Below are 25532 nucleotides of genomic sequence, written 5' to 3' on the forward strand. Positions count from 1 at the left end.
ACGGAATGAGCACCGTGCAGGACCAGGACCAAATAACGGCGTGGGCGCGCTTCAGTCGCCGCGTGCCCAACGGCTTCGCCATCTTCTTCAGCCTTCTCGGGCTGTTCTGCGCCGTCACGGCGCTGATCGGGCCGCTGCGGCGCGGCCTGAAACCGGTCATCTACTGGCTGGACACCCTGACCATCGTGGTCGAACCGAACCTCGCGTACGCGGTCTTCCTCTTCCTGCTGGCCGCGGCCATGACCGCGCGCAAACGGGTCGCACTGTGGTTCGCCGTCGTCTACATGGTGCTGGTGACGCTGACGGACGCGATCCTCGTCGTGGACGGCTACTGGGAGTACTTCTTCTCCCTGGTGCTGTGCTCGGCCGCGCTGATCCTGCTGCTGGTCGCGCACCGCGAGTTCTACGCGGTCACCCGCCGCGGCGCGTTCTGGCGCGCCGCCGGCGTGCTGGTCGCGGGCCTGGCCGTGTCGATCCTCGTCGGCTGGGGTCTGGTGTCGCTCTTCCCGGGCAACCTGGAGCACGGCGCGGACAGCCGGCTGCTGTGGGCGGCCGACCGGGTCTGCGGCGGCCTGCTGAGCGGACGGCAGTTCCACGGGCACCCGCCGCACTGGATCATCTTCCTGCTCGGCCTGTTCGGCGCGGTGGCGCTGCTGAACGCCGCCCTGACGCTCTTCCGTTCGCAGCGCATGGAGGCCGCGCTGCACGGTGACGAGGAGACCCGCATCCGGGCGCTGCTGGCCCGCTACGGCGGCCGGGACTCGCTCGGCTACTTCGCCACCCGCCGCGACAAGGCCGTCGTCTTCTCCCCCAGCGGCAAGGCCGCCGTCACCTACCGCGTGGAGGCCGGCGTCTGCCTGGCCAGCGGTGACCCGGTCGGCGACCGCGAGGCGTGGACCCCGGCCATCGAGGAGTGGCTCAAGGTCGCCGGGCGCTACGGCTGGCAGCCCGCCGTCATGGGCGCCAGCGAGGACGGCGCCAAGGCGTTCGCGCGCAGCGGTCTGAGCGCGCTGCAGCTCGGCGACGAGGCGATCCTGCACGTCAAGGACTTCGACCTGGACGGCCGCGAGATGCGGGTGACCCGCCAGGCCGTCAACCGCGTCGAGCGCACCGGCGCCACCTTCCGGGTCCGCCGGCACTCCGAGCTGTCCGACGCCGAGATGCAGGAAGTCATCCACCGGGCCGACGCCTGGCGCGACACCGAGACCGAGCGCGGCTTCTCGATGGCGCTGGACCGGCTCGGCGACCCCGAGGACGGGGACTGCCTGCTGGCCGAGGCGTTCGACGGCAACGGCAACATGATCGCCCTGCTGTCCTTCGTGCCGTGGGGCAAGGACGGCATCTCGCTGGACGTGATGCGCCGCGACCGCAGCGCGCCCAACGGCGTGATGGAGTACATGGTCGCGCAGCTGTGCGCGCACGCCGGGCAAATCGGCGTGCGCCGCATCTCGCTGAACTTCGCGGTCTTCCGGTCGGCCTTCGAGGAGGGCGCGCGCATCGGCGCGGGGCCGATCCTGAAGGTGTGGCGCAAGCTGCTGCTGTTCTTCTCCAAGTGGTGGCAGCTCGAAGCGCTGTACCGCTCCAACGCGAAGTACGCCCCCGAGTGGTACCCGCGCTTCCTGTGCTACTCCGACACCGGCGCCCTGGCCCGTATCGGCCTGGCCTCCGGCATCGCCGAGGGCTTCGTGGCCGTACCGAGCCTGGGCAAGCTGTGGGGCAAGGGCCACAAGAAGCGGGCGCTCACCCCGGCCAGCACCGCCAACCTGCCGTCGCTGGACGAGCTGGGCCTGGTGCAGCAGCCCCCGGCGAGCGAGGAGGAGCTGCGCGAGCGGGAGCTGGCGGCGCTGCCGGAGCAGGTCCGCGTGCGGCACCGCAAGCTGGAGCGGCTGCGCGAGGAGGGCACCGACCCGTACCCGGTCGGCGTGCAGCGCTCGCACACGCTCGGCGAAGTCCGCGACGAGCATCCGGACCTGGAGTCCGGTACGCACACCGGCAAGGTCGTACGGATCGCCGGCCGGGTGCTGCTCACCCGTGACCACGGCGGTGTGCTGTTCGCCGTGCTGCGCGACTGGTCCGGCGACCTCCAGGTCGCGCTGACCCGCGAGGGCACCGGCGCCGAGGAGCTGGAGCGCTTCGGCGCCGACATCGACCTCGGCGACCACATCGAGGCGGAGGGCGAGGTCGGCGCGAGCGACCGCGGCGAGCTGACGGTCTTCGTCACGCACTGGCGGCTGACGGCCAAGTGCCTGCGCCCGCTGCCCGACAAGCGGCGCGGTCTGACCGACCCGGAGGCCAAGGTCCGCCAGCGCTACGTGGACCTGGTCGTCTCGCCGGACTCGCGGGACAACCTGCGGGCCCGCAGCACCGCGGTGCAGGCGCTGCGCCAGGGTCTGATCGAGCGCGGCTACCTGGAGGTCGAGACGCCGATGCTCCAGCAGATCCACGGCGGCGCCAACGCGCGTCCGTTCCAGACCCACATCAACGCCTACGACCTCGACCTGTACCTGCGCATCGCGCCGGAGCTGTACCTCAAGCGGCTGTGCGTGGGCGGTATGGAGAAGGTCTTCGAGATGGGACGCACGTTCCGCAACGAGGGCATCTCCTACAAGCACAACCCCGAGTTCACGATGCTGGAGGCGTACCAGGCGTTCGCCGACTACGACGTGATGCTCGACCTGACCCGGGAGCTGATCCAGGGCGCGGCGGTCGCCGCGTTCGGCAGCGCCACCGCCCGCAAGGCGGACGCGAACGGCAAGCTCGTCGAGCACGACATCTCGGGCATCTGGCCGGTCAAGACGGTCTACGGCGCGATCTCGGAAGCCCTGGGCGAAGAGGTCGACGCGGACACGAACCCGGATGTGCTGCGCCGCCTGTGCAACGCCTCGCGGGTTCCGGTGAAGGCCGAGATGGGCCGCGGTGACATCGTCCTGGAGATGTACGAGCGGCTGGTCGAGGAGAAGACCACGCTGCCCACCTTCTACAAGGACTTCCCCACCGACGTCTCGCCGCTGACCCGCCAGCACCGCAAGGACCCGCGGGTCGCCGAGCGATGGGACCTGGTGGCGTTCGGCACCGAGCTGGGCACCGCCTACTCGGAGCTGACCGACCCGGTCGAGCAGCGGCGCCGGCTGACCGCCCAGTCGCTGCTGGCGGCGGGCGGCGACCCGGAGGCCATGGAGCTGGACGAGGACTTCCTCCAGGCCCTGGAGTACGCGATGCCGCCGACCGGTGGTCTGGGCATCGGCGTGGATCGGCTGGTCATGTTCCTCACCGGTCTGTCGATCCGCGAGACGCTGCCGTTCCCGCTGGTGCGGCGCCGGTAGGCACCCGAAGACGAAGGGCCGCTCCCAGCCGGGAGCGGCCCTTCGTCGTACCGGGAACGCGCCGGTCAGCCGCCCAGCACCGCCGGGTTGGCGCAGTGCGCGAGCGGCTCGCCGCGCAGGAAGCGGGCGGCCTCGGCGGCGACGGTGCGGGCGGCCTTGTGCGCGACCTGGCGGCTGCCGCCCGCGATGTGCGGGGTCAGCACGACGCCGGGCGCGGTCAGCAGGCGGGAAGCGGCCGGGACCGGCTCCTCGGGGAAGACGTCGAAGCCGGCGCCCCTGAGCTGTCCGGACTCCAGCGCGTCGCAGACCGCCTCGTAGTCCAGGAGCGCGCCGCGCGCGCAGTTGACCAGGACGGAGCCGCGCGGCATGGCGGCGAGCTGCGCGCGGCCGATCATGCCGCGGGTCTCCTCGGTGAGGCGGGCGTGCAGGGAGACGATGCGCGAGCGGTTCAGCAGCTCGTCCAGTCCGACCTGCTCGGCGACGCCGGCCAGCGCCGCGGGGGCGGCGTACGGGTCGTGGACGAGGACGTGTGCGCCCATGGCGGCCAGGACCTTGGCGACGCGGCTGCCGATCGCCCCGTACCCGATCAGGCCGACGGTGGTGCCCTCGATCTCGATGCCGCACTTGTCGTAGTCGTAGTAGTCGCCGCGCCAGACGCCCTGGCGCAGGTCGGTGTGGGTGTCGCCGACGCCGCGGGCGGCCGCCAGGAGCAGGGTCAGGGTGTGCTCGGCGGTGGCGGTGGCGTTGCGGCCCGGGGCGTAGCAGACGGCGACGCCGTGCCGGGTGGCGGCTTCCAGGTTGGCGTTGACCGGCCCGCCGCGGCCGACGCAGAACAGCTCCAGGTCCGGGCAGTGGGCGAGGATGCGCTCGGTGAGGGCGGCGTGTTCGGTGACGCAGATGCGGACGCCTTGGAGCGCCTCGATGAGCTGGTCCTCCGTACCGGACGCCTCGTCGACCTCGGCGACCTTGCCGAGCGGGGTGTGCGGCCAGGGCAGTTGCAGCTCCCGGATCTGCCCGGCGGTCACCGAGCCGCCGGTGGCCTCGCGGACCGCCTCGGTGAGCAGGCTGGGGAGGATGAAGTGGTTGCCGGCGGCGAGGACGGTGGGGCTGCTCATGGGGGTGTTTCTCCTGGAATGGACTGGGGGGTGTACGGCGTTGGTGTGCGAGTCGTGGCGGGTCAGTGCAGGGGCGCGGCGACCGGCGTGTGTGTGGCGGGAGCGTTGAGGCGCAGCAGCGCCGCCTGGCCGTCGCGAATGCGCAGTTCGGTCAGCGCGCCGTTGAGGAGCTGCGGGAAGACGCGGCGGTAGTCGGCGAGCGGGATGCCCAGCAGGTGGCAGAGCAGGACCCGGACGAGGGTGGAGTGGGCGACGATCAGCACCCGGCCGTCCGGGTGGGCGCGCTCGATGTCGGCGAGGCAGTCGGCGGCGCGTACGGCGGCGGCGCGCGGGTCCTCGCCGCCGGGCAGGTGGTGGCCGACCGGGTCGGCGAGGAACGCCGCCAGCTCCTCGGGGAAGCGGCGGCGCATCTCGTCCCTGGTCAGGCCCTCGCCGCGGCCGAAGTCCACCTCGTAGAGGCGTGCGTCGACGTGTGGCACGAGGCCGCAGGCCGCGGCGGCGGGGGCGGCGGTGCGGCGGGCGCGGGACAGCGGGGAGCACCAGACGGCGTCCAGGCGGGCGGTGGCGGCCCAGTCGGCGAGGGCCGCGGCCTGCTCCTCACCGCGTCCGGTCAGCGCGACGTCGGTGAGCCCGGCGTAGCGGTTCTCGGCGTGCCACTCGGTCTCGCCGTGGCGTACGAGGATGAAGTCGGTCACTGTGCGGCCCTCCTGCGGGCGTGGTCGGCCACGGTCTGGCCGAGCCAGCCACGGTGGGTCAGTTCGTCGAGGAAGCGGAGGTAGGCGGGGAGCAGACGGGCGGTACGGGCCGGGTCGGGCGTGACCGGCGCACCGGTGCGGACCATTGCGGCGGCGGCCTCCTGGAGGGGAACGCCGCCGGAGGTGGCGGCGAGCACGGCCATGCCGAGGGCGCCTTCGGCCTGTTCGGGCAGGCGGACGGGGCGCCCGAGCAGGTCGGCGCGGAGCTGGTTCCAGTACGCGTTGCGGGCGCCGCCGCCGGTGAAGGTCAGCGGCCCGTCGACGGGGGCGCCGAGGTGGTCGAGGTAGTCGAAGCAGAGCCGTTCGACGCAGGCGACGCCGAGCAGGTGGGCGTGGAATTGCCGGGCGCGGGTGGACACGTCGCCGAGGGTGAAGGGTTCGGCGTCCGGTGCGCGGAAGGGGAAGCGTTCGCCGCCCGCCGATACCAGCGGGTAGGTGACCGCGTCCCAGTCCCGGCCGTCGCGTGCGGCCCGTGCGGTGAGCGCGTCGAGGTCGTCGCCGTCGTCCGGGGTGAAGTGCCGCGCGATGACGCCGGCGCCGGAGCTGGAGGCGCCGCCGGGCAGCCAGTTGCCGTCCGGCCCGCGGTGGCAGTAGACGACGCCGTCCGGGTCGCGGATCAGGTGCGGGCTGGTTCCCTTGAAGACGAGGGTGGTGCCCAGCACCGAGTTCCAGGCGCCGGGTTCGAGGGCGCCGGCGCCGATCTGGGCGGCGCAGCCGTCCGTCATCCCGGCGACGACGGTGACGCCCTCCGGGATGCCGGTGGCCCCGGCCGCCGCGGCGCACACCGTGCCGAGGACGGTGCCGGGTCGGACGACCTGCGGCAGTACGCTCGCGGGCACGCCGAGCGCGGCCAGTTCCTCGGTCGGCCAGCGCTCGTCGGCGAGGTGGTATCCGGTCTTGAGCGCGTGGCTGGCGTCGGACGGCACCTGGCGGCCGGTCAGGCGCCAGGTGACGAGGTCGGCCTGGTGCAGCAGCCGGGCACGCGCGGCGAGTCCGGGGTCCTGTTCCAGCAGCCACAGCAGCTTGGGGAGCGCCCAGGAGGGCTGCATGCTGCGGTAGCCGAGTTCCTGCCACACCGCTCCCCCGGCCTGGTTGACGGCGGCGGCCTGGTCGGCGGCGCGCCCGTCGTCGTACATGAGGCCGGGGGTGAGCGGGGTGCCGTCGGCGTCGGCCAGGAGGATCGTGCCGGAGGTGGCGTCGAGGGCGAGGCCCCGTATCCGGGCCGGGTCGATACCGTCCAGGGCCGTACGGCAGGCGGCGGACAGGGCGCTCCACCACTGTTCGGGCCGCTGCTCGTGGCGCCTGCCGTCGCGGTGGCTCGTCAGCGGCCGGGAGGCGGCGGCGAGCAGCTGTCCGGTCCCGTCGACGGCGACGCAGCGGGCGCTCTGCGTGCCGAGGTCGAGGCCGAGCCAGACGGCGTCGGCGGTCAGGGCGTCAGACACGGTGGGGGGCTCCTTGGGCGAGGTGTTCGGGTGGTGCGGAGATCTGCCGGGCCAGGGCCGGCGGCCGGTGGGGGGCTTCGGCGGCGCCGTCCGCTTCTCTCGCGGCCCCGGGCCGCCAGCCCGCCTCGCGGGCGAGGGCGCGCCAGTGCAGGAAGTCCTCGTACAGTTCCGCGTACCGGGCCGAGCGCTCCGGATCGGGCTCCCAACCGGTGCGCATCCGTACGTACTTGGACGCGGCGCTGTGCATGCTGGACTCGGCGCCCGACAGCACCAGGCCGGTGAGGAAGGCGCCCTTGGCGCCCAGTTCGGTGTCGCCGGAGCGGGCGGTCGGCACGCCGGTCGCGTCCGCGATGAGCGCGCACCAGGCGTCGCTGTTGGCGCCGCCACCGCACAGGCGCAGTTCGGTGACGTGGGTACGGGAGGCGGCCAGCGAGTCGCGCAGCACGAGCGAGAGGCCGTCGAAGACCGCGCGGGCCAGGTCGGCGCGGGTGTGTTCCAGGGACAGGCCCCAGAATCCGCCGCGGGCGTGCCCGTCGAGGAACGGCGCCCGCTCGCCTGCCGGGGAGAGGTACGGCAGGAACATCAGGCCGTGGGCTCCCGGCTCGGACTCGAAGGCCAGCCGGGCCAGTTCCGGCGGCCCGGACAGGTGCAGCATGCGCGCCGCCCAGCCGAGCACCTCGGCGCCGTTGAGGGTCGGGAAGGCGCGCAGGACGCGTTCCCTGCCGCGGTAGGCGATGTTGATGCCGGACGGTTCGCCGGTGGTGTCCACGCTCTTGCGGACGATCTCGGTGCACAGGGTGGTGCCGAGGATGCTGCACGCCTGGCCCGGGTTGACGACGCCGACGCCGCGCGCGGTGGAGGCGATGTCGTACGGGGCCATGACCACCGGGAGCCCGGCGGGCAGTCCGAGCTGCCCGGCGGCCTCGTGGGTGATCTCGGCGATCCGCTCGTGCTCGCCCAGCACCTTCGGCAGCAGCCGCTCGTACCCGGTGAGGCCGAAGAGGTCGACGACGTGCGGGTCGTACGCGCCGGTGGCGTGGTCGAGGAAGGGCGCCGAGGCGTCCGACTCGTCGATGGCCGTGACGCCGGTCAGGCGCAAAAACAGCCAGCCGGCGGCGGTGAGCGAGGAGTGGGAGCGGGCGAGCCGGTCCGGGTCGTTGGCGGCCAGCCAGGCGAAGATCGCGTTGGGCATGCCGGCGCAGGTCAGCGAGCCGTTGCGGCGGAAGGCGGCTTCCAGGACGCCGTCGCGCTGCCAGCGGCCGACCACGTCGCCCGCCCGCCCGTCGGACCACAGGACCGCCGGCCCTGTGGGGCGGCCCCGGTCGTCCACCAGCCAGGCGCCGTCGCCCTGGGCGGTGAAGGACACCAACCAGACCGGGTCGGTGGGGCCCGGCCTGCCCGCGAGTTCGGACAGGGCGTTGCGGACGGTGAAGACGACGGCGTTCCAGACGGCGTCCATGTCCTGCTCGGCCCAGCCGGGGCGGGGGCGGAGCACTTCGGTGGCGAGCCGGGAGACGGCGGTCTCCCGGCCCCGGTCGTCGAAAACGACCGACTTGATCATCGTGGTGCCGACGTCGATGGTCAGTACGGACATCAGGTGCGTCCTCTCACGCCGGTGCCGGGGCGGACGGCGCCGGTGCGGCTGCCGCGGCCCCGCGGTCCGTGCCCGGTTCGTCCGGCAGCTTCAGGAAGACGGTGAGCGCGGTGCCGGCCGCGTACATCCCCGCGAAGATCCAGACCACCCCTTCGACGCCGAGCGGCCCCGCGAAGGCCGCGACCACGGCCGGTCCGACGAAGGTGCTGGCCCCGGCGCCCAGGTTGAGCGCCGCCAGTGCCTGGCCCTTGTGCCGCGGCTCCAGCGAGGGCATCAGCGCCGATATCGGGACGTACCCTGCCAGCGTAGCGCCGTAGAAGGCGGCGACCACCAGGGCGAGGGGGAAGTTGGCGCCCGCCGCCTGCGGCACGTAGAACAGCAGCAGGGTGCTGGCGGTGCAGCCCGCGCCGCCGAACCAGGCGATGGTGCGGCGCCAGCCGAACCGGTCGCCGATCATCCCGCAGAGCAGGTTGGCGACGATGTTGGTCGCGAACATCGCGCTGAGCAGGTGCAGCCACTGCGTGAGGCTGAAGCCGACGGTCCGGGTGAAATGCACCGGCAGGATGACGAAGAAGCCGAACTGCGAGGCCGTGTTGACGGTGCGGACGACGGCCCCCGCGCCGACCCGGGGATTGCGCCACAGGATCGTGACGCTGCCCGCCAGGGTGGCCAGCGGGCCGTCGCCCCCGGTGCGCGGCCGCCTGCCGCCACGGTCGTCGCGGACCAGCAGCAGCGCGATCAGGCCGCCCGCTGCGACCAGGGCCAGGGCGGCCCACAGCGTGGCGTACGCGCCGATGTGCGGGATGAGGCCGCTGGCGGTCAGCGAGCCGAGGGTGGGCAGGCCGCCGGTGAAGGCGAACCAGAACCAGCCCATGGCGGTGCTGAGCCGGGCCTGCGGCGCGACGCCGGCGATCCAGACGAGGAACCCGTACGCGAACAGCGGGTAGCCGAGGCCGCGCAGGCCGTAGGCCAGCATCATCAGGGGGTAGTTCGCCAGGGGCACGGCCGCGGTCAGGAAGAGGACCTGGAAGGCGCACCAGACGGCGAGGCCGGCCCACATGACGCGGCGCGGGCCCCACAGCTCGGACAGTACGCCGGAGAGCCAGGCGGCGATGCCGGCCGCGATGCCGTAGACGGTGAACAGCAGCGCCACCCGCGACGCGGAGATGCCCTGGTCGATCAGGTACGGCGAGAGATAACCGGACTCGACCCCGTCCCCGATCATGAACAGGAGCAGGCCCAGGTAGCCCCAGGCGAGGGTCGGCGGTATGCCCAGGCGTGTGATCAGCGAACGCGGAGGAGGTTTCGTCATCGAATCTCCCCTTTCTACGGCGGCAGGGGGTCTGCGGAGCGGACGGAGCCGATGCAACAGTCCGGCCGAAACAGGCGTCAATGGTGGCCGGAAATCTTCGCATCGGGCCGGTGGCCTGCCGTGTTGTGTCATACCGATAGCGCCGGTAGGAGCCGCGCCCCACGCGCACGCCACGTTAAGTCCGTGCGAACATAACGCGGCGAATTCACACGGCGTACGCCGCGCCCCGGCCGCAGGGCGGCCCCGGCACGGCACGGAAGGCAGTCACCATGGACCGGCTCGAAGCCCAGGAGGAGCGGCGGCGCCGCCTGCGTGACGCGGTCGTCGCCCGGGGCTTCGTCCGCACCGCGGACCTCGCCGAGGAGTACGGCATCAGCCTGATGACCGCCCACCGCGATCTGGACGCGCTCCAGGCGCAGGGCTGGCTGCGCAAGGTGCGCGGCGGCGCCACCGGGCTCCCGTCGGCGCAGTTCCACGGGAGCGTGGCGGACCGGATGGCGGTCATGGCGCCGGTCAAGCAGGCCCTGGCGCGGGCCGCGGCGACGCTGCTGGTGCCCGGCCAGACCGTCCTGCTCGACGACAGCACCACCTGCCTCCTGCTGGCGCACCGGTTCGCCGAGCACGCGCCGCTGACCGTGATCACCAACTCGCTGCCGGCCGTCACCACCCTCGCCAAGGAGCCCGGCATCTCGCTGATCACGCTGGGCGGCGCCTACTTCCCCGCGTACGACGCGTTCATGGGCCTGCACACGGCGGACGCGGTACGGGCCTTCCGCGCCGATGTGCTGTTCCTGTCCACCACCGCCGTCACCAACGGCCGCTGCTACCACACCTCACCGGAGACGGTGCAGGTCAAGCGGGCGATGATGGAGAGCGCCGCGCGGCGGGTGCTGGTCGCCGACCACACCAAGTTCACCAAGGGCGGGCTGTACGCGCTGGCGCCGCTGACCGACTTCGACCTGCTGATCGTGGACGACGGGCTGCCGGCGGCGGAGGTACGGGCCATGCGGGCGCGGGGCACCGAGGTGATGGTGGTGCCCCGGCCCTGAAGGCCCGGGTCCGGGTGCGGAACCCGGGGTCAGCAGGCTCGGTCGAGCACGTCGGCGGCGGCGCGCACCGACACCGCCCACGACCGGTCCCGGGACACGGTCGGCCCGAGTGCGTCCAGGACCTGGGCGCACGCGTCGGCGGTGGGGCGCCGCGCGCCGACGTGGACGGCCTGGCGCAGGGCGACGGCGAGGGAGCCGTGCAGCAGGCGCAGCGTCCGGGCCTGCCGGAGCGCGGTGAACGCGGCCTGGGTGCCGAAGGGGACGATGTCCTGGTTGTGGAAGTTGGTCGGGACGCTCTGCATGGCCGACGGGGTGGTGTCGCGGCGCATGGCGACCACGAGGGAGGTCGCGGCGAGCTGGACGCCCTGGACGCCGTGGTCACGGCCGGGGTCCTCGGCCAGCACGGGGTTGAGGCCGCCGTTGCGCCGGGGATCGATCAGCAGGTCCAGCTGGCGTTCGGCGAGGTTGGCGACCTGGGCGGCGGTGTTGGTCATCAGGTCGGCGGCGAAGGCGACCTGCTGGCCGAAGAAGTTGCCGCCGTGGGCGACGACGTCCCGCTCGGGGAAGAAGAGCGGGTTGTCGCTGATGCCGTTGAGGTCGTCGGTGACGACCTGGCGGGCGTGGCGCAGGCTGGTCGCGGCCGCGCCGAGGATGTGCGGCGCGCAGCGCAGGGTGTACGGCTCCTGGAGGGCGCGGGTGCCGCTGGGCTCGTGGCCTGCCAGCCGGGCGCGCAGGTCGGCCGCGCGTTCCGCGGTGTCGTCGTGGCCCAGCGCCTCGAAGATCTCGGGGGCGGTGAAGTCCGGGCGGCAGCCGAGGACCCCGGCGAGCAGGGCGGTCAGCGCGGTGCCGACGCGGACCGAGCGGTGCAGCTGGGCGAGCGCGAGGCCGGCCACGGCGGCGGTGACGGACGTGCCGTTGACCAGACCCAGCGCGTCCCGCCCGGTGAGCCGCACCGGTCGCAGCCCGGCCTCGGCGAGGGCCTTGTCCGCCGGCATGCGGGTGGTGCCGAGGTAGGCGTCGCCGCGCCCCTGGAGGGAGCGGATGGCGTGCGCGAGGGGCGCGAGGTCGCCGCTGGCGCCGACCGAGCCGTACTCGGGGATCACCGGCGCGAAGGTCGTGCCGAGCATCGCCACGAGGGCTTCGACGGCGTCCGGGGCCACGCCGGACCGGCCGCGGGCCAGGCTCCACAGGCGGGTGAGGAGGGCGGCGCGGGCGACCGGCGGGTCGAGGTCCCGGCCCTGGCCGACTTCGAGGTGGCTGAGCACGTTCTCGCACTGGTCCGCGCCCTCGTCCTGGCCCGCGTAGACGACCAGCGGCCCGAAGCCGGTGGTGGTGCCGTAGATTTCGCGGCCCTCCGCGACGCAGGTGTGGAGGTATTCGTGGCAGCGTGCGACGGCTTCCAGGGAGGCGTCGTCGAGGCGTACGGCGACGGGACCGGCGGCTGTTTCGAGGGTTTCGGGGGTCAGCACCGAAGGGAACAGCAACTCGGCCGTGGAGGGCCTCAGGTTCGAGGGCATCGGGTTCCTTGGGTGGGGTGTCGGTGGGTCCGCGCCGGGGCGCGCGGCCGCGGTCGGGCGGGCCGGTGGAGCGGTCGGTACCGGACGTCAGGACGGACCGGCGGTGAGCAGGTAGGCCCATGCCGCGCCGGGTGCCGCCGGGCTGTCGCCCGGGTCGGCGGCGATGACCAGGGCCTGGTCGGCGTCGCCGGCGGCGACGAGGCGGGCGGCGGTGGCATGCGCGGCGGCCGGCAGGCCGCCCACGGCGAGCGTGGAGACGAGCGGGCCGGTCAGGCCCCAGACGGCGCTGAGGTGGCCGAGCGCGGTGGAGGGGACGTTCTGGAACAGCAGTGGTTTGGGCACCTGCCGCTCCTCGGCCACCGCGTCGTCGATGGCGGTCTGGGTGACCGTGTCGCCCCGGGTGGCCGCCAGGACGAGCGCGGTGCGCGGCCCGAGCTCCGGGGGCAGCGGCGGCGCGCCGTACCGGTCGGCCAGGCAGCGCTCGCCCACGGCCACCAGCAGGGGCGCGAAGGCGGAGGTCTCGAAGCGCGGGACCTCCGGCAGGCGTGCCGAGGGGTCGTCCGGGGGCGGCCACTGGGCCCGGTTCTGGACGATCAGTTCCATGGCGTCCTCATGGGAGCTTTTGCCGCACTCACGTCGTCGTACGGCAGGGGGTGGTCGGGTTCACGGCGCCGCCAGGAGGAGGGCCGTACAGACGCCGCCGAAGCCGCTGTTGAGGCTGAGGGCGTAACCGGAGCGCGGGCAGCGGCCGGTGTCGAGCACGAGGTCGAGGGGGCAGTCCTCGTCGGGAGCGAGGTGGTTGGCGTTGACGGGCAGTTCCTGCTGTTGGAAGGCGAGGGCGCAGACGGCCAGCTCGACCAGGCCCGAGGCTTCCAGGCAGTGCCCGTGCAGGGCTTTGGTGGAGCTGACCGGGACGCGCACGCCGTGCGGGTCGAGGGCGCGCACGATGCCGGCGGCCTCACCCGCGTCGAAGGCGGGGGTGGCGGTCGCGTGGGCGTTGACGTAGCCGATCCGGCCGGGCTCGACGCCGGCCCGCCGCAGCGCCTTGGCGATCGCCCCGGCGGGTCCCCGCCCCTCGGGGTGGGGGCGGCAGACGTGGTGGGCCTCGGCGGCGTTGCCCCACCCCAGGACGTCGGCCCACGGCCGCGCGGTGCCGGTCCGTTCGAGGACCACGGCGGCGGCTCCGTCGCCCAGCACCGGTCCGTCGCGCCCGGCGCTGAACGGCCGGCAGACGCCGTCCGGGGCGAGGATGCCGGCGCTGTCGAAGGCGGCGAACATGCTCGCGTCGACGAAGCTGCCGCCGGCGACGACGGCCCGCGGCTCGGCGCCGGTCCCGATGAGGTGGGCCGCTTCGGTGATGGCGGTGTTCGAGGCGGCGCAGGCGGCGGTGTGCACGGTGAGCGCCTCGCGCAGGCCGCAGGAGCCCGCCAGTTCGGCGGCCAGCGCGGCCGTGTCCGGTCCCGCGTGGAGGGCGAGGACGAGCGGGGTGGCGGCCCGGTCGTCGGCCGACAGGCCGGCCTGGTCGCAGGACTCGCTGACGAGGTGGGCCAGTTCCGCGTACAGGTCGGGGGTGCCGGGGAGCGTCGCGGCGTGGTGGGCGCGGTAGCGGGAGGTGTCGAAACGGGCGACCGGGGTGGTGGCCGGGGTCGTGGAGGCCAGTCCCTTCCACAGCGCCTCGGGGCCGCGGCCGTACGCGGTGAGGACCGAGAGGCCGGTGACGCGGGCCATCAGGACACCACCGCGTGCCGGGGCTGAAAGGTGACGGGCAGCGCGGACAGCCCCGCGGTGACGTGCAGATGGGTGATGCCGCCGGTCGAGCCGCGCTGCCAGGGCAGCGTGTCGAGCGGCTGGGCCGCCGCGAGCCCCGGCAGGCGGCGCAGGACGGCGCCGAGGGCGGTACGGCACAGCTGCACGGCGAACTGGGTGCCGAGGCAGAAGTGGGGGCCGTGGGCGAAGACGAGGTCCTGGCCGGCCTGCCGGGCGAGGTCGAGCCGGTTGGGGTCGGCGAAGCGGTTCGGGTCGCGGTTGGCCAGGGCGATGTGCACGATCGCCGCGTCCCCCGGTTCGAGCCGCGTGCCGTACACCTCGGCCGGGCGGATGGCGAAGCGCGGCATGGTGGCCGCCAGCGGCGAGGTGTAGCGCAGCAGTTCGTCGAGGCCGGCGGCGACGCGGTCGGGGTCGGCGAGCAGACCGGGGCGCTGCCAGAGCGCGTACAGGCTCGACGTGACGAAGTCGCTGACGGGCTCGTAGGCGGAGACGAGCAGCAGGAAGAGGGTGGAGGTCAGCTGCCCCTCGTCGAGGCCGGCGGCGTCGGCGTGCGCGACCATCTCGCTGACGGCGTCGGGCCCCGGGTCGCGCCGCCGGTGGGCCACGAGGTCGCGCATCAGCTCGCTCATGGCTTCCCGGTCCGCCGCGTACCGCCGGCGTGCCGGTGAGCCGGGGGGATCGAACAGCGGTGACGGGGCCCAGCGCCGCAGCTCCAGGGCGCGCCGGGCGAAGTCGGGCGGATATCCGAGCAGTCCGGTGATCGCCTGTACGGCGAAGGGGTGGGCGAAGTCGCGTACGAGGTCGGCCCGGCCCTGCCCGGCGATCTCGTCGAGCAGCGCCTCGGCGTGCGAGCGCGCACCGGCGGCGGCCGCCCGCACCCGCTCCGGCGTGAACGCCACCGCGCCCAGCTCGCGCAGCCGCCGGTGCGTGTCGCCGTCGGCGTTGAGCATGCTGCGGACGATGCTGTGGGTGACCTGCGGGCCGGTGAAGGCGAGGTAGCGCTGCCAGCGCTCGCCGCCCCGCACGGCCGGCTTGGCGAAGGCGGTGTCCGTCAGGATCCGGCGCGCGGCGTCGTATCCGGTGGCGACCCAGGCCGAGGAGCCGTCGGGCAGCTCCGTGCGCCACATCGGGGGCTCGCCCCGGGTGTCGATCCGCTCGGCCGCGGGGCTGAGCCGCACGCGCGCGTCCATCAGCAGCTTCGTATTCGGACCAGCGGTCACCGCAGCCTCCCCACACACATCACCGGGCACGTATCGTCACCAATAAATTACCATCAGTAATATTTCCCCGCTACGCTACTCACCCGCACGGGTGGCGCGTGACCCCTCACCCCCACAGCGGACAGGACACACTCATGCACCAGGAGGGCATCGGCTCCTGGCCCGCACGACGGGCCCGGCGCACGCCGCACCGAACGGCCCTGATCCACGACGGAGCACCGGTCAGCTACGCGGCCCTGCACGCGCACACCACCCACGTCGCCCGCACCCTGCGGCTGCACGGCGTACGCAAGGGCGACCGGGTCGCCTACCTGGGCCCCAACCGGCCCGCCTTCGTCGCGTCCCTGTTCGCGACCGGCCTGCTGGGCGCGGTGTTCGTCCCGCTCAACACCCGACTCACGCCGGCCGAACTCACCCACCAACTGACGGACTGCGGCGCGCGGGTGCTGCTGAGGTCCGGCTCCGTTCACGGCGGCGCGGACTGGGGTGACCTGGCGGCGATCGACGTGGACGACATTTCCCCGACGCCCCCGGCGGACGAAGCCGCAGCGCACGAAACGCCGCCCACCGAGCCGCCCGACGTGCCGACGGCCCCGGACGACCCCTGCCTGATCCTCTACACCTCGGGCACGACCGGACGCCCCAAGGGAGCCGTGCTCACCCATGCCAACCTCACATGGAACGCCGTCAACGTCCTGATCGACGAGGACCTGACGTCCCATGAGGTCGCGCTGATCGCCGCGCCGCTCTACCACGCCGCGGCGCTGGGCATGCAGGCCCTGCCGGTGCTGCTGAAAGGCGGCACCTGCGTGCTCATGGACTCCTTCGACGCGGGCGCGGCGCTCGAAGCCGTGGAACGGCACCGCGTCACGTCCGTGTTCGGCGTCCCCACGATGTTCCGGCGGATCGCCGCCCACCCGCGCTGGCACGAGGCCGACCTGTCCTGCCTGCGCACCCTCGTATGCGGCGGGGCCCCGGTACCGGAAGCGCTGGTCGGCACGTACGCGCGCCGGGGGCTCGTGCTGCGCAGGGGGTACGGCCTGACCGAGGCGGCACCGGGGGTCCTGCTGACGCACGACGGGCCCGCCGGCGTACCCCACCTCTTCACCGACGTCCGCGTGGCGCGCCACGGGGCCGCCGCCGACGCCACCACCGAGGAGACCGGCGAACTCCTCGTACGCGGCCCGAACGTCATGGCCGGCTACTGGAACCGGCCGCGGGAGAGCGAGGCCGCGTTCGCGGACGGCTGGCTGCGCACGGGCGACGTGGCCCGGCTGGCCGCCGACGGCGGGGTGACCGTCGTCGACCGGGTCAAAGAGGTGATCATCTCGGGCGGCGAGAACGTCTACCCGTCCGAGGTCGAACACGCGCTGCTGGCCCACCCGGGCGTCGCCGAGTGCGCCGTGATCCCGGTGCCCGACGCCGAATGGGGCGAGGTCGGCCGCGCGGTCCTGGTGGCGGCGCCGGGCGTGGCCCTCGACGCGGACGAGGTCCTCGCCTCCCTGGCCGGCCGGCTGGCCGCGTACAAGATCCCCCGCTCCGCCGTCATCGCGACGGCTCTCCCCCACTCCGCCACGGGCAAGGCCGCGCGGCAGCACATCAAGGACCGGTACGGCTCGGCCTGAGCCGCCGCGGCACCCGGGTTGGTTCAGGAACTGAGCTGGCTCACCACGGCACGCGCCGTGGAGCGCGCGGCGTGCGCCGCATCGAAGGCACGGGTACGTACATGGAAGCCGGCATTCCGCCGGAAGCCGAGCGAACGGCGTCCGGGGCCGCGCCGGAGCAGGTCCTGATAGAGGTCCTGGTGCCGCTCGGCGACGAGCGAGGGATCGAAGCGGGCCGAGTTGCGCAGAGCCGCCTCGCCCATGCGCCTGCGCAGACGGTCGTCGCCCACGAGCCGAAGCAGCGCCGCGGCCATGTCGCCGGCGCGGCCGGCCGGCACCAGAAAGCCGTCGGCGCCGTCCCTGACGATCTCACGCGGTCCGACGGGGCAGTCCGTGGAGACCACGGGCAGACCGCACCGCATCGCCTCGACGATGGTCATGCCGAACGACTCGCGGTCGGAAGCCGAGGCCGCGATCGACCCTTTCACCCATTCCGGTTCGAGCGGGTCGGCCTTGCCCATGAGATGCGCATGCTGTTCCAGTCCGAGTTCACCGATCAGGCCGGTGAGGGAATCCCTCTCGTTGCCCGTGGTGTCGCCTTCGCCGAAAATACGGAGCTGCCAGTCCGGGTGCTCGCGGACCACTTCGGCGAACGCCTTGACCAGAATGTCGTACCGCTTGAGCGGGATCAGCCGCCCCGCTGCGACGATGACCTTTCCGCTGCCGTCGGCAGGCTCGACGGAAACCCGGGGCACACTGTTCGGTATCGCTTCCACCCGCACTCCCGGGAAATCGAGCCGCCGGTACGACCGGGCGTCGGACTCGGACACCGTGGTGATGGCGTCCAACAGCCGGTAGCGATGGCGTATCTCGTGCCGCAGCCGGAAACCGTGCCCCGAGAACGTCAGGTGCTCCTGCCCCACGCGAATGCCGGCGGCGCGTGTCTGGCGGGCGACGTGCGCGTTGAGACCGGGCCTCGTACCGACGACCACGTCGGCCTCCAGCCGCGCCAGAAAGCGGCCGATGCGGGCATCCGTGAGACGGCTGTACTGCCTGTGCCGTCCGTCGGCGCGGGGGAAGATCCTGGCGGGCTCCGCATGACGGGGGTCGTCGCCCTCGAAATCGGCGGACGCGGCACGCAGGTCCACAAGGTGGGTCAGTCGCACGTGCGCCGGCACGTCCATGACCGGAACGTCGCGGTGCCGGAAAACCGAGACGATCTCCACGTCATGCTGCTCGGACAATACCGAAGCGAGGTTGTACGTGGCCCGAATCGTGCCGCCGATGCCGTAGGCATTGTGAATGAGAAAGACCACGTGCATGGGCCGTCCAACCTCTGAAAGCGCATCGTGAGTTCGAGCTGTCCCCTCCCGCCGCGGGATGACGCCGTACGGGCTGGACGGCCGCATTCTGCGCACACCGACCCGAAGAAAACCTGAAAGTCCGACGCCGGCGCCCGGCCCTGCCCGGAGCCTGAAGTTTTCTTAAGGAAGGAGGACGAAAGGTGTGCCAGGCTTAAAGGCGTGCACCGCATCCTGCTCGTCGAGGACGATCCCCAGGTCGGCCCCGCCATCCGCCGCGGCCTGACCGCCGAGGGCTACACCGTGGACGTCGCCACCGACGGCGTCACCGGCCTGGCGCGCGCACTGGCCGGGGACCACGACGTCATCGTTCTGGACGTGATGCTGCCCCGCCTCCACGGCTACGGGGTGTGCGGCCGGCTGCGGGCCGCCGGCGTCACCACACCGGTGCTGATGCTGACCGCGAAGGACGGCGAGCACGACGAGGCCGAGGGGCTGGACACCGGAGCCGACGACTACCTCACCAAGCCGTTCTCCTACGTCGTCCTCCTCTCCCGGCTGCGGGCCCTCCTGCGACGCGGCGGCCGCACCGGCACCTCACCCGTGCTGCGCCACGGGGACCTGTGGGTCGACCTGGCCACCCGCCGGGCCGGGCGCGGCGCCACGGCCGCCCACCTCACCGGCAAGCAGTTCGGCGTGCTCGCCGCGCTGATCCGCGCCGAGGGGCGGGTGCTGTCCAAGGGCGAGATCCTCGACGAGGTGTGGGACCCGGCCTTCCGCGGCGACGCCTCGATCGTCGAGGTGTACGTCTCCGCGCTCCGCCGCAAGATCGACACCCCGCACGGGACCCGCTCGATCGAGACCGTCCGCGGCTACGGCTACCGCCTCGCCCCCACCGGGAGCACCGGTGGCTGAGCGGACCGGGGTGCTGCGGTGGATACCGACCGAGATCCGGGCCGCGATCCTCGCGGGGCTCGCCGCCTGCGTCGTCTTCACGGCAGGAGCGTGGTGGCTGCGCGGCCACGTCCACGACGAGACGCTTGGGCAGACCGCTCGCCTCGCCGCGGTCCAGGCCCGCACCACCGCGGCGACCGAGGCGACCACGGACCGGAGCCACGTCTTCGAGGAGGGCTTCTGGCCCAAGGCCGAGATCGACGACAGCGGCCGTCTCCACCCCGCCTCCGGCATCGCCGTCACCCTGGACGGCCTGGCCGGGCTCCTGCCGCCCGCCCCGCCCGACGCCGGTCCCGACTGGACCCGCACCGTCACCCTCGGCGCCGAGCGGACCCGCGGCCTCGCGCAGAAGTGGCGCGCGCAGCTCGAATCCGCCCTCCCCCAGGGAGACGATCCCGCCGCGGTGACCGTCCGGACGCAGGCCCGCCATCGCGTCGAACGCCTGCTGCGCCGGGACCTCACCGCCGTCGCCGCCCGCTACACCCTCCCCGACCGCCGCTGCACCGACCCCGCCGACGCGCCCGGCAGGTGCCGGCGCACCGTCTACCACCTGGTTCCGCCCGACGACGCCGAGGCCGCCGTCGCCACCCTCGAAGCGCCCCTGAAGGCCGGCGTCCCCGCCGCCACCCTGATCGTGGCGGCCACCGCGTGGATCACCACCCGCCGGTCCCTGAAACCCGTCGAGGCCATCCGCGCGCAGGTGGCGGACATCACCGACACCACCGACCTGCACCGGCGGGTCCCCGTCCCGGCCGCCCGCGACCGGATCCGCGCTCTGGCCGAGACCACGAACACCACCTTGAACCACCTCGAAGAGGCCGCCGAACGGCAACGCCGTTTCGTCGCCGACGCCTCCCACGAACTCCGCTCACCGATCACGGCCCTGCACACCCAGCTCGAAGTCGCCCTCGCCCACCCCGAACACCTCACCGACGCCGTCCAGGACGCCCTCCAGGCCACCGACCGGCTCCGCCGCGTCACCGACGACCTCCTCTACCTCGCCCGGCCCGGCACATCCGAACTCCGGGAGGTCGTCGACCTGGTCGAGATCGCGCACGAACTCGCCCACGAATACGGCCACCGCGGCCACCCGGTCGTCCTCGGGCCCTCCCCCGAGGAAGCGCCCGCACGCGGTGACGCGCTCCAGCTCCACCGGCTCCTGCGCAACCTCCTCGACAACGCCCACCGGCACGCCGCCGACCGGGTCACGCTCACCATCACCCCGCGCGGGCACGGGTGGGACACCTCCGTGCACAACGACGGCACCCCGCTCGCTCCCCACGACCTGGAACGGGTCTTCGAACGCTTCACCCGCCTCGACGAGGCCCGTGCCCGCGACACCGGCGGCAGCGGTCTCGGCCTGGCCATCGCCCGCGACATCGCCCACCGCCACCACGGCACCCTCACCGCTCATACCGAGCCCCCGCACCCCGGCACCACCTTCACCCTCCATCTCCCGGCGGCCAAGACATCACCGTGACCACCACCGCGCCCCGCCCCGCCCTACCCGCCGTGCCCGGCGCGTCCGCCGTCCGTGCCCTGTGCCTGCGCGTGGCCGGGTGGCTGCCGCCGGTTCTCGCGCTCGTCCTCGGCGTATCGGGGAACTGGGACCCCTCCGCGTGGACCGACGAGGTCGTCACCCTCGACGTGGCACGGCGGTCCTGGCCGCAGCTGATGGATTTGCTGGGGCGGGTCGACGCGGTGCACGGCCTGCACTACGTGCTGATGTACCTGGTCGGGCAGGCGAACGGGGGGCTCGACGAGTTCACGGCGCGGGTGCCGTCCGCGGTGGCGGTGGCCGTCGCGGCAGGCGGTCTGACGTGGCTGGGGCGGCTGCTCGGCGGCCCGCGTACCGGGCTGTACGCGGGGCTGCTGCTCGCCCTTCTGCCGACCGCGTCGCGGTACGCGCAGGAGGCCCGCTCGTTCGCCTTCGTCATGGCGGTGGCGGTGCCGGCCACGGGCGCCCTGGTGAAGATCTTGTCGGGCCCTGCCCGAGGCCGGTGGCTGGTCGGCTATGCCGTGCTGACCGCCCTGCTGGGCTGGTTCAACCTGGTGGGGCTGCTGCTGGTGGCCGCCCACGTGGTCACCGTGGCGCTCCGGCGCCCCGGCCGCCGCGTCGTCGTACGCCTGCTGGCGGCGCTGGCCGCGGGTATCGCCGCCGTGGTCCCGCTGCTGGTCCTCGCCGCCACCCAGAGTTCCGCCGTGGGCGAAGCCGCACCGGTCACCGCCGGGACGCCGTTCAACTACTTCACCTGGCTCCTCACCCCCGGCCAGGGCACGCTTCCCACCCCGCTGAAACTGCTGCTCACCTGCACCGCCCTCGCCGCCCTGGCCCTCCTCGCCGTGCGCCGCCGCAGGGCCGCGCCCCTGGCCCTCGCGGTCGGTGTGCCCTGGCTCGTCGTGCCCCCGCTGCTCCTCATGGCCGTCTCCCTCGGCCATCCCCTCTTCGCCTACCGCTACCTGCTGTTCTGCCTGCCGGCCCTGGCCTTGCTGCTCGCGCTGGCCGCCACCGTCGTCCCCCCGTACCAGCAGGTGCTGTTCGTGCTCCTGCTGTCCGTCCCCGTCGCCGCGTCCCACCTGGCCATCCGCCAGGAGGACAGCCGCCAGTGGGACACCCGCGCCGTGATCAGGACCCTGCGCGTCCACGACGCCCCCGGCGACGCCGTCCTCTTCAGCGGCGCGCGGTGCGGCCTGATCGCCACCGCCTTCAAGGAGGCGTTCACGGGCCGTCCCGACCTGGGCACGGCCCGGACGGCCGCCGCGCTCGGCGCCCTGGACAACCTGCCCGCCGGTCCGGCCCTTCTGCGACAGCGTCTGGCCCACACGCCCCGCGTGTGGCACATCAGCTGCAACCACCTCTCCTCCGGCGCCCGCCAGGCCGCCGCCCGCACCGTCGCGTCCCAGGAAGAGGCCCTCACCCGCGCCGGCTTCTCCCCGGCCTATCACCACAGCGCCCCCGGCGTGGACATCACCCTCGAAGAACGCCCCGCCACCAGGTAGCCCGCCAAGAGGCTACGAGCCGCCGAGCTCCTCCCACCGCACCGTCCGGTCGCACCACCGTTCCAGCAGCAAGCGGTCGTGTCCGACCGCCAGCAGTCCCGCTCCCGACGAGCGCCGGTACTCCTCCACGACCGCCACCAGGGCCGCCGTCGTGGAGGCGTCGAGCATGGCGGTCATCTCGTCGCAGATCAGCCAGCGGGGGCGGAGTACCAGGGCGCGGGCCAGGCAGGCGCGTTGCAGCTGGCCGTCGCTGACCTCGTGCGGGCGGCGGGCCAGGAGGTCGGTGCCCAGGCCGACGGCGGGGGCCAGTTCGGCGAGGCGGCCGGGGATCTCGGTGCGGCGACCGGTGGCCCGCAGGGGTTCGGCGATCAGGTCGGCGAGGCGGAGCCGGGGATCGGCGGACAGCCGCGGCTGCTGGAAGACCACGCCGTACGCGGTGCGCTGGGCGCGCGTGGCCCGGTGGCGGTAGCCGCCGACGGGGTGGCCGTCGAGGACGACGGTGCCGGCGTCCGGGCGGTGCAGCAGCGCGGCCACCCGGGCCAGCGTCGACTTGCCGCAGCCGCTGGGGCCGAGCAGGCCCACGGACTCGCCGGCCGCGATGCGCAGCGTCACGTCGCGTACGACGGGCCGGCTGCGGTCGTACCCCGCGGTGATCGAGTGGAGTTCAAGCACCGGCTGCCTCCCCGTGTGCGGCGGCCGCCGGCGCTGCCGGCGGGTGGTGGCAGGCGGTGCCGCCGGTAAGTGCGGGCACAGCGGTCGCGCAGACGTCCGTGCCGCGGTCGCAGCGGGCGGCGAAGGCGCAGCCCGGCGGGAGGGCGCCCAGTTCGGGCGGCATGCCCGGGATCGGGGTGAAGGCGCGGTCCGGGAGGGCGTCGAGCAGGCCGCGGGCGTAGGGGTGGCGGGGGCCGGGGGCGCCGAAGAAGTCCGGTGCCCCGGCGAGTTCGACGATCCGGCCGGCGTACATGACGGCCACCCGGTCGGCGATCCGCTCGGCCGCCGCCAGGTCGTGAGTGATCATGAGGAGGGCCCGCCCGGCGCCTTCGCCGTCCCCGGGGGCGTCGATGTGGCGGCGCAGTTCGTCGACCGTGCGGTCCACCAGGTCGCGGTCCAGGCCGGTCGTCGGCTCGTCGGCGAGGAGCAGCGGGGCGTCGCCGACCAGTGCGAGGGCGGTGGCGGCGCGCTGTGCGAGGCCGCCGGAGAGTTCGTGCGGGTGCCGGTCGAGGTGGTCGGCGGGGAAGGCGGCCCGCGCCGCGGCCTGCTCGGCGGCGGCCCGCAGGGCGTGCTTGGGCGTGCCGGTCAGCTCCCGGACGGTCTCTTCGAGCTGCGCCCGTACGGTGCGTACGGGCGTCAGGTGCGCGGCGGGGCTCTGCGGCACCAGGCCGATGCGGCGGCCGCGTACCGAGCGGGACAGCTCACGTTCGGAGGCGGTGAGCAGTTCGACGCCGTCCAGGTGCGCGGTGCCGGCGGTCTCGGCGTTGCCGGGGAGCAGGCCGAGCAGCGCGGAGGCCAGGACGGACTTGCCGCAGCCGCTCTCGCCGACGAGCGCCAGGCACTGGCCGGGCGCGAGGTCGAAGGAGGCGTCGGTGACGGCGGCGACGTGCCGCCCGCCGCGCATCCGGAAGCGTACGGACAGCCCGCGCACGGACAGGACGGGAGGCGCGGCGGGCGCGGACGGCGTGGCGGGCGGGTTCACAGCATCAGCTCCGATCGGCGGCGCGGGTTGATGCGTTCGCGCCAGGCGCCGGCCAGGCCCGCGATGGCGAGCGTCGGGACGATGATGAACAGGCCGGGGAAGAGGGTCGGCCACCAGTCGCCCGCGAGCAGCGAGCTGCGGGCGCTGTTGACCATGTTGCCGAGGCTCGCCTCGTGGGCGGGCAGCCCGAGGCCCAGGAAGGACAGCGCGGACTCGTGCCAGATGGCGTGCGGCACCATCAGGACGGCGGCGAGCCCGGCCTGCGGCAGCACGCCGGGCAGCAGGTGGCGGACGGCGACCCGCAGGCGTGAGGCGCCGCCGGAGACGGCCGCGTCGACGTACGGGCGGGAGCGGAGGGAGAGGATCTCGGCGCGTACGATGCGGGCCGTCGAGAGCCAGTGGGTCAGCGCCACCGAGATGATCACGGGCCAGACGCCGGGGCGGAACATCGCCACGATGAAGATCCCGAGCAGCAGGTGGGGCACGGAGGAGAACAGGTCGACGACGCGCATCACGCCGCGGTCGGCCCAACCGCCGAGCGCCCCGGCCAGTGCGCCGACCGCGGTGCCGATGACGGTGGCGGCGAGCGCCGCGACCACGCCGACGAGCAGCGAGACGCGCAGCCCGTAGACACACCGGAGCAGCAGGTCGCGGCCCACCTCGTCGGTGCCGAAGGGGTGGGCGGCGGAGGGTGCGTGGAGCTTGGCGGCGAGGTCGACGGCCTGCCGGTCGAGGGGGACCAGGAGGGGCACCACGACGACGGCGAGGACGACGGCCGCCACCAGGACGGCGGAGGTGCGGACGCGCAAGGTGCGGGTACCGCGGCCGTCCCGGCGCGCGGAGCGCCGGTGCCAGGCGGTGGCGGCGGGGGTGCCGGCCGTCGCGGGGGGTGTCTTGAGCGTGTCAGCCATCGAAGCCCACCCTCGGGTCGGCGAGTCCGTACAACAGGTCGGAGAGCAGGTTGCCGAGCAGTACGGCGGCGGTGGCGAGCACCGTCAGCGCCGCCAGCAGCGGGAAGTCCACGCTGGTCGCCGCCTCGACGGTGGCCGCCGCGATGCCGGGCCAGCTGAAGACGGTCTCCACCAGCAGGGCGCCGGTGATCAGTTCCGGTACGCGCGAGCCGATCAGCGTGAGGACCGGCAGCAGCCCCGAGCGCAGGGCGTGCCGGAGCAGGACGGTGCGCTCGCTCAGGCCGCGGGCCCGCGCGCCGCGCACCGGGTCCTCCTCCAATGCGTCGCCGACGCCCTGCCGTACGTAGAGGACGAACCACGGGAGCTGGGAGACGGCGAGGACCAGTGCCGGGAGGACGACGTGGCTCGCCACCTGCCCGGCCGTGGCGACCTCGCTGGCCGTGTCGGTCAGCCCGCCGGCCGGCAGCACGCCCAGCTTGAGCGCGAACAGCCAGACGGCCAGCAGCCCGAGCCAGAACGGCGGGGCGGCCTCCAGCGTGTAGGCGGCGGAGGTGACGGCGCGGTCGAGCATCGAGCCGCGCCGCCGGGCCGCCAGTACGCCCAGCAGCGTGCCCAGGAGGACGGCGATCACGAACGCCAGCGCGCACAGCAGCACCGACCAGCCGATGCGTTCGCCGATGACCTGGGAGACGGGGGCGCGCAGCGTCGCGGAGTCGCCGAGGTCGCCGGTGAGCGCGCCGGTCAGCCAGTGCCACCAGCGGCCGAGCAGCGGCTGGTCGACGCCGAGGTTGTGCCGGATCTGGTCCAGGTTCTCCTGGGAGGCGGTGAGCCCGGCCGTGCCCGCGTACGCCTTGACGGGGTCGAAGGGCGCGGCGGCGGCGACGGCGAACACGCCGAGGGTGACGGCGAGGAGGACCGGGACGGCGAGCAGCGCGCGCCGTCCCGTCATCCGCGCCATCGGCCCCCAGGGCAGCT

20 protein-coding genes are annotated in these 25532 nt (G+C 73.9%); 6 read left to right on the forward strand and 14 right to left on the reverse strand.

Going from position 1 to position 25532, the window contains the following annotated elements; genetic code table 11:
• The first annotated feature begins 5 nt into the window (after nucleotides 1-5).
• On the forward strand, nucleotides 6-3323 hold the full coding sequence (gene lysX, locus ACH4K4_RS01295; protein ID WP_398163913.1) for a bifunctional lysylphosphatidylglycerol synthetase/lysine--tRNA ligase LysX: 3318 nt from the start codon (nucleotides 6-8) through the stop codon (nucleotides 3321-3323).
• A gap of 65 nt (nucleotides 3324-3388) precedes the next feature.
• Here lysX and ACH4K4_RS01300 read toward each other — a convergent pair whose 3' ends face one another.
• The 5 genes from ACH4K4_RS01300 to ACH4K4_RS01320 all read right to left on the reverse strand — a co-directional run bounded on the left by ACH4K4_RS01300 (nucleotide 3389) and on the right by ACH4K4_RS01320 (nucleotide 9541).
• The gene (locus tag ACH4K4_RS01300) at nucleotides 3389-4438 is read right to left on the reverse strand and encodes a 2-hydroxyacid dehydrogenase (protein ID WP_398163914.1); all 1050 of its coding nucleotides are present in this window, start codon (nucleotides 4436-4438) and stop codon (nucleotides 3389-3391) included.
• A 62-nt stretch (nucleotides 4439-4500) separates the two neighbouring features.
• Nucleotides 4501-5133 (reverse strand): histidine phosphatase family protein, encoded by a 633-nt coding sequence (locus tag ACH4K4_RS01305; RefSeq protein WP_398163915.1) that lies wholly within the window; start codon nucleotides 5131-5133, stop codon nucleotides 4501-4503.
• Nucleotides 5130-6635, reverse strand: coding sequence for an FGGY-family carbohydrate kinase (locus ACH4K4_RS01310; protein WP_398163916.1), 1506 nt, complete (start codon nucleotides 6633-6635; stop codon nucleotides 5130-5132). Before ACH4K4_RS01310 ends, ACH4K4_RS01305 begins: the two co-directional genes overlap by 4 nt.
• Entirely contained in the window at nucleotides 6628-8229 is a 1602-nt protein-coding gene (locus ACH4K4_RS01315; RefSeq protein ID WP_398163917.1) for an FGGY family carbohydrate kinase, read from the reverse strand. The genes ACH4K4_RS01310 and ACH4K4_RS01315 overlap by 8 nt, the downstream gene beginning before the upstream one ends.
• Before the next feature lie 13 nt (nucleotides 8230-8242).
• The gene (locus ACH4K4_RS01320; protein WP_398163918.1) at nucleotides 8243-9541 is read right to left on the reverse strand and encodes an MFS transporter; all 1299 of its coding nucleotides are present in this window, start codon (nucleotides 9539-9541) and stop codon (nucleotides 8243-8245) included.
• A gap of 269 nt (nucleotides 9542-9810) precedes the next feature.
• Here ACH4K4_RS01320 and ACH4K4_RS01325 point away from each other — a divergent pair, with 269 nt between their 5' ends.
• The gene (locus ACH4K4_RS01325; protein WP_398163919.1) at nucleotides 9811-10590 is read left to right on the forward strand and encodes a DeoR/GlpR family DNA-binding transcription regulator; all 780 of its coding nucleotides are present in this window, start codon (nucleotides 9811-9813) and stop codon (nucleotides 10588-10590) included.
• A gap of 29 nt (nucleotides 10591-10619) precedes the next feature.
• Here the strand turns inward: ACH4K4_RS01325 and ACH4K4_RS01330 are convergent, their stop codons facing one another.
• The 4 genes from ACH4K4_RS01330 to ACH4K4_RS01345 form a co-directional block, all read right to left on the reverse strand.
• Complete coding sequence (locus ACH4K4_RS01330) at nucleotides 10620-12107, reverse strand: aromatic amino acid ammonia-lyase (protein ID WP_398163920.1); 1488 nt, start codon at nucleotides 12105-12107, stop codon at nucleotides 10620-10622.
• A gap of 87 nt (nucleotides 12108-12194) precedes the next feature.
• On the reverse strand, nucleotides 12195-12710 hold the full coding sequence (locus ACH4K4_RS01335) for a hypothetical protein (RefSeq protein WP_398163921.1): 516 nt from the start codon (nucleotides 12708-12710) through the stop codon (nucleotides 12195-12197).
• Between the two features lie 60 nt (nucleotides 12711-12770).
• On the reverse strand, nucleotides 12771-13835 hold the full coding sequence (locus ACH4K4_RS01340) for a beta-ketoacyl-[acyl-carrier-protein] synthase family protein (protein WP_398163922.1): 1065 nt from the start codon (nucleotides 13833-13835) through the stop codon (nucleotides 12771-12773).
• Nucleotides 13835-15094, reverse strand: coding sequence for a cytochrome P450 (locus ACH4K4_RS01345; RefSeq protein WP_398163923.1), 1260 nt, complete (start codon nucleotides 15092-15094; stop codon nucleotides 13835-13837). The genes ACH4K4_RS01340 and ACH4K4_RS01345 overlap by 1 nt, the downstream gene beginning before the upstream one ends.
• Nucleotides 15095-15228: 134 nt before the next feature.
• Between ACH4K4_RS01345 and ACH4K4_RS01350 the strand changes: the two genes are divergently transcribed.
• Nucleotides 15229-16719: a long-chain fatty acid--CoA ligase gene (locus tag ACH4K4_RS01350; RefSeq protein WP_398163924.1), complete on the forward strand. Its 1491-nt coding sequence runs from the start codon at nucleotides 15229-15231 to the stop codon at nucleotides 16717-16719.
• Nucleotides 16720-16742: 23 nt separating this feature from the next.
• Here the strand turns inward: ACH4K4_RS01350 and ACH4K4_RS01355 are convergent, their stop codons facing one another.
• Nucleotides 16743-18020, reverse strand: coding sequence for a glycosyltransferase family 4 protein (locus tag ACH4K4_RS01355; protein WP_398163925.1), 1278 nt, complete (start codon nucleotides 18018-18020; stop codon nucleotides 16743-16745).
• A gap of 201 nt (nucleotides 18021-18221) precedes the next feature.
• Between ACH4K4_RS01355 and ACH4K4_RS01360 the strand changes: the two genes are divergently transcribed.
• From ACH4K4_RS01360 to ACH4K4_RS01370, 3 genes are read left to right on the forward strand one after another with little or no spacing between them, the layout of a single operon-like run.
• On the forward strand, nucleotides 18222-18914 hold the full coding sequence (locus tag ACH4K4_RS01360) for a response regulator transcription factor (protein ID WP_398163926.1): 693 nt from the start codon (nucleotides 18222-18224) through the stop codon (nucleotides 18912-18914).
• Entirely contained in the window at nucleotides 18907-20433 is a 1527-nt protein-coding gene (locus ACH4K4_RS01365) for a sensor histidine kinase (RefSeq protein WP_398163927.1), read from the forward strand. Before ACH4K4_RS01360 ends, ACH4K4_RS01365 begins: the two co-directional genes overlap by 8 nt.
• Nucleotides 20430-21953, forward strand: coding sequence for a hypothetical protein (locus ACH4K4_RS01370; RefSeq protein ID WP_398163928.1), 1524 nt, complete (start codon nucleotides 20430-20432; stop codon nucleotides 21951-21953). Before ACH4K4_RS01365 ends, ACH4K4_RS01370 begins: the two co-directional genes overlap by 4 nt.
• A gap of 12 nt (nucleotides 21954-21965) precedes the next feature.
• Here the strand turns inward: ACH4K4_RS01370 and ACH4K4_RS01375 are convergent, their stop codons facing one another.
• From ACH4K4_RS01375 to ACH4K4_RS01390, 4 genes are all read right to left on the reverse strand, one after another.
• Nucleotides 21966-22625 carry an ABC transporter ATP-binding protein gene (locus tag ACH4K4_RS01375; RefSeq protein WP_398163929.1) on the reverse strand — a complete coding sequence of 220 codons (660 nt, stop codon included), beginning with the start codon at nucleotides 22623-22625 and terminating at the stop codon, nucleotides 21966-21968.
• Nucleotides 22618-23568, reverse strand: a complete 951-nt coding sequence (locus ACH4K4_RS01380) for an ABC transporter ATP-binding protein (RefSeq protein WP_398164500.1) — start codon at nucleotides 23566-23568, stop codon at nucleotides 22618-22620. The genes ACH4K4_RS01375 and ACH4K4_RS01380 overlap by 8 nt, the downstream gene beginning before the upstream one ends.
• A 74-nt stretch (nucleotides 23569-23642) precedes the next feature.
• Nucleotides 23643-24557: an ABC transporter permease gene (locus ACH4K4_RS01385; protein WP_398163930.1), complete on the reverse strand. Its 915-nt coding sequence runs from the start codon at nucleotides 24555-24557 to the stop codon at nucleotides 23643-23645.
• Entirely contained in the window at nucleotides 24550-25515 is a 966-nt protein-coding gene (locus tag ACH4K4_RS01390; protein WP_398164502.1) for an ABC transporter permease, read from the reverse strand. The genes ACH4K4_RS01385 and ACH4K4_RS01390 overlap by 8 nt, the downstream gene beginning before the upstream one ends.
• Nucleotides 25516-25532 lie beyond the last annotated feature (17 nt).

The organism is Streptomyces sp. NPDC017529 (assembly GCF_044329785.1).
Taxonomy (GTDB): domain Bacteria; phylum Actinomycetota; class Actinomycetes; order Streptomycetales; family Streptomycetaceae; genus Streptomyces.

Coding starts and splice junctions, on each gene's coding strand:
- lysX (WP_398163913.1), top strand. CDS start 6: ATGAGCACCGTGCAGGACCAGGACCAAATAACGGCGTGGGCGCGCTTC.
- ACH4K4_RS01300 (WP_398163914.1), bottom strand. CDS start 4,438: ATGAGCAGCCCCACCGTCCTCGCCGCCGGCAACCACTTCATCCTCCCC.
- ACH4K4_RS01390 (WP_398164502.1), bottom strand. CDS start 25,515: ATGGCGCGGATGACGGGACGGCGCGCGCTGCTCGCCGTCCCGGTCCTC.
- ACH4K4_RS01340 (WP_398163922.1), bottom strand. CDS start 13,835: ATGGCCCGCGTCACCGGCCTCTCGGTCCTCACCGCGTACGGCCGCGGC.
- ACH4K4_RS01330 (WP_398163920.1), bottom strand. CDS start 12,107: ATGCCCTCGAACCTGAGGCCCTCCACGGCCGAGTTGCTGTTCCCTTCG.
- ACH4K4_RS01380 (WP_398164500.1), bottom strand. CDS start 23,568: ATGCGCGGCGGGCGGCACGTCGCCGCCGTCACCGACGCCTCCTTCGAC.
- ACH4K4_RS01320 (WP_398163918.1), bottom strand. CDS start 9,541: ATGACGAAACCTCCTCCGCGTTCGCTGATCACACGCCTGGGCATACCG.
- ACH4K4_RS01325 (WP_398163919.1), top strand. CDS start 9,811: ATGGACCGGCTCGAAGCCCAGGAGGAGCGGCGGCGCCGCCTGCGTGAC.
- ACH4K4_RS01315 (WP_398163917.1), bottom strand. CDS start 8,229: ATGTCCGTACTGACCATCGACGTCGGCACCACGATGATCAAGTCGGTC.
- ACH4K4_RS01355 (WP_398163925.1), bottom strand. CDS start 18,020: ATGCACGTGGTCTTTCTCATTCACAATGCCTACGGCATCGGCGGCACG.
- ACH4K4_RS01385 (WP_398163930.1), bottom strand. CDS start 24,557: ATGGCTGACACGCTCAAGACACCCCCCGCGACGGCCGGCACCCCCGCC.
- ACH4K4_RS01335 (WP_398163921.1), bottom strand. CDS start 12,710: ATGGAACTGATCGTCCAGAACCGGGCCCAGTGGCCGCCCCCGGACGAC.
- ACH4K4_RS01350 (WP_398163924.1), top strand. CDS start 15,229: ATGCACCAGGAGGGCATCGGCTCCTGGCCCGCACGACGGGCCCGGCGC.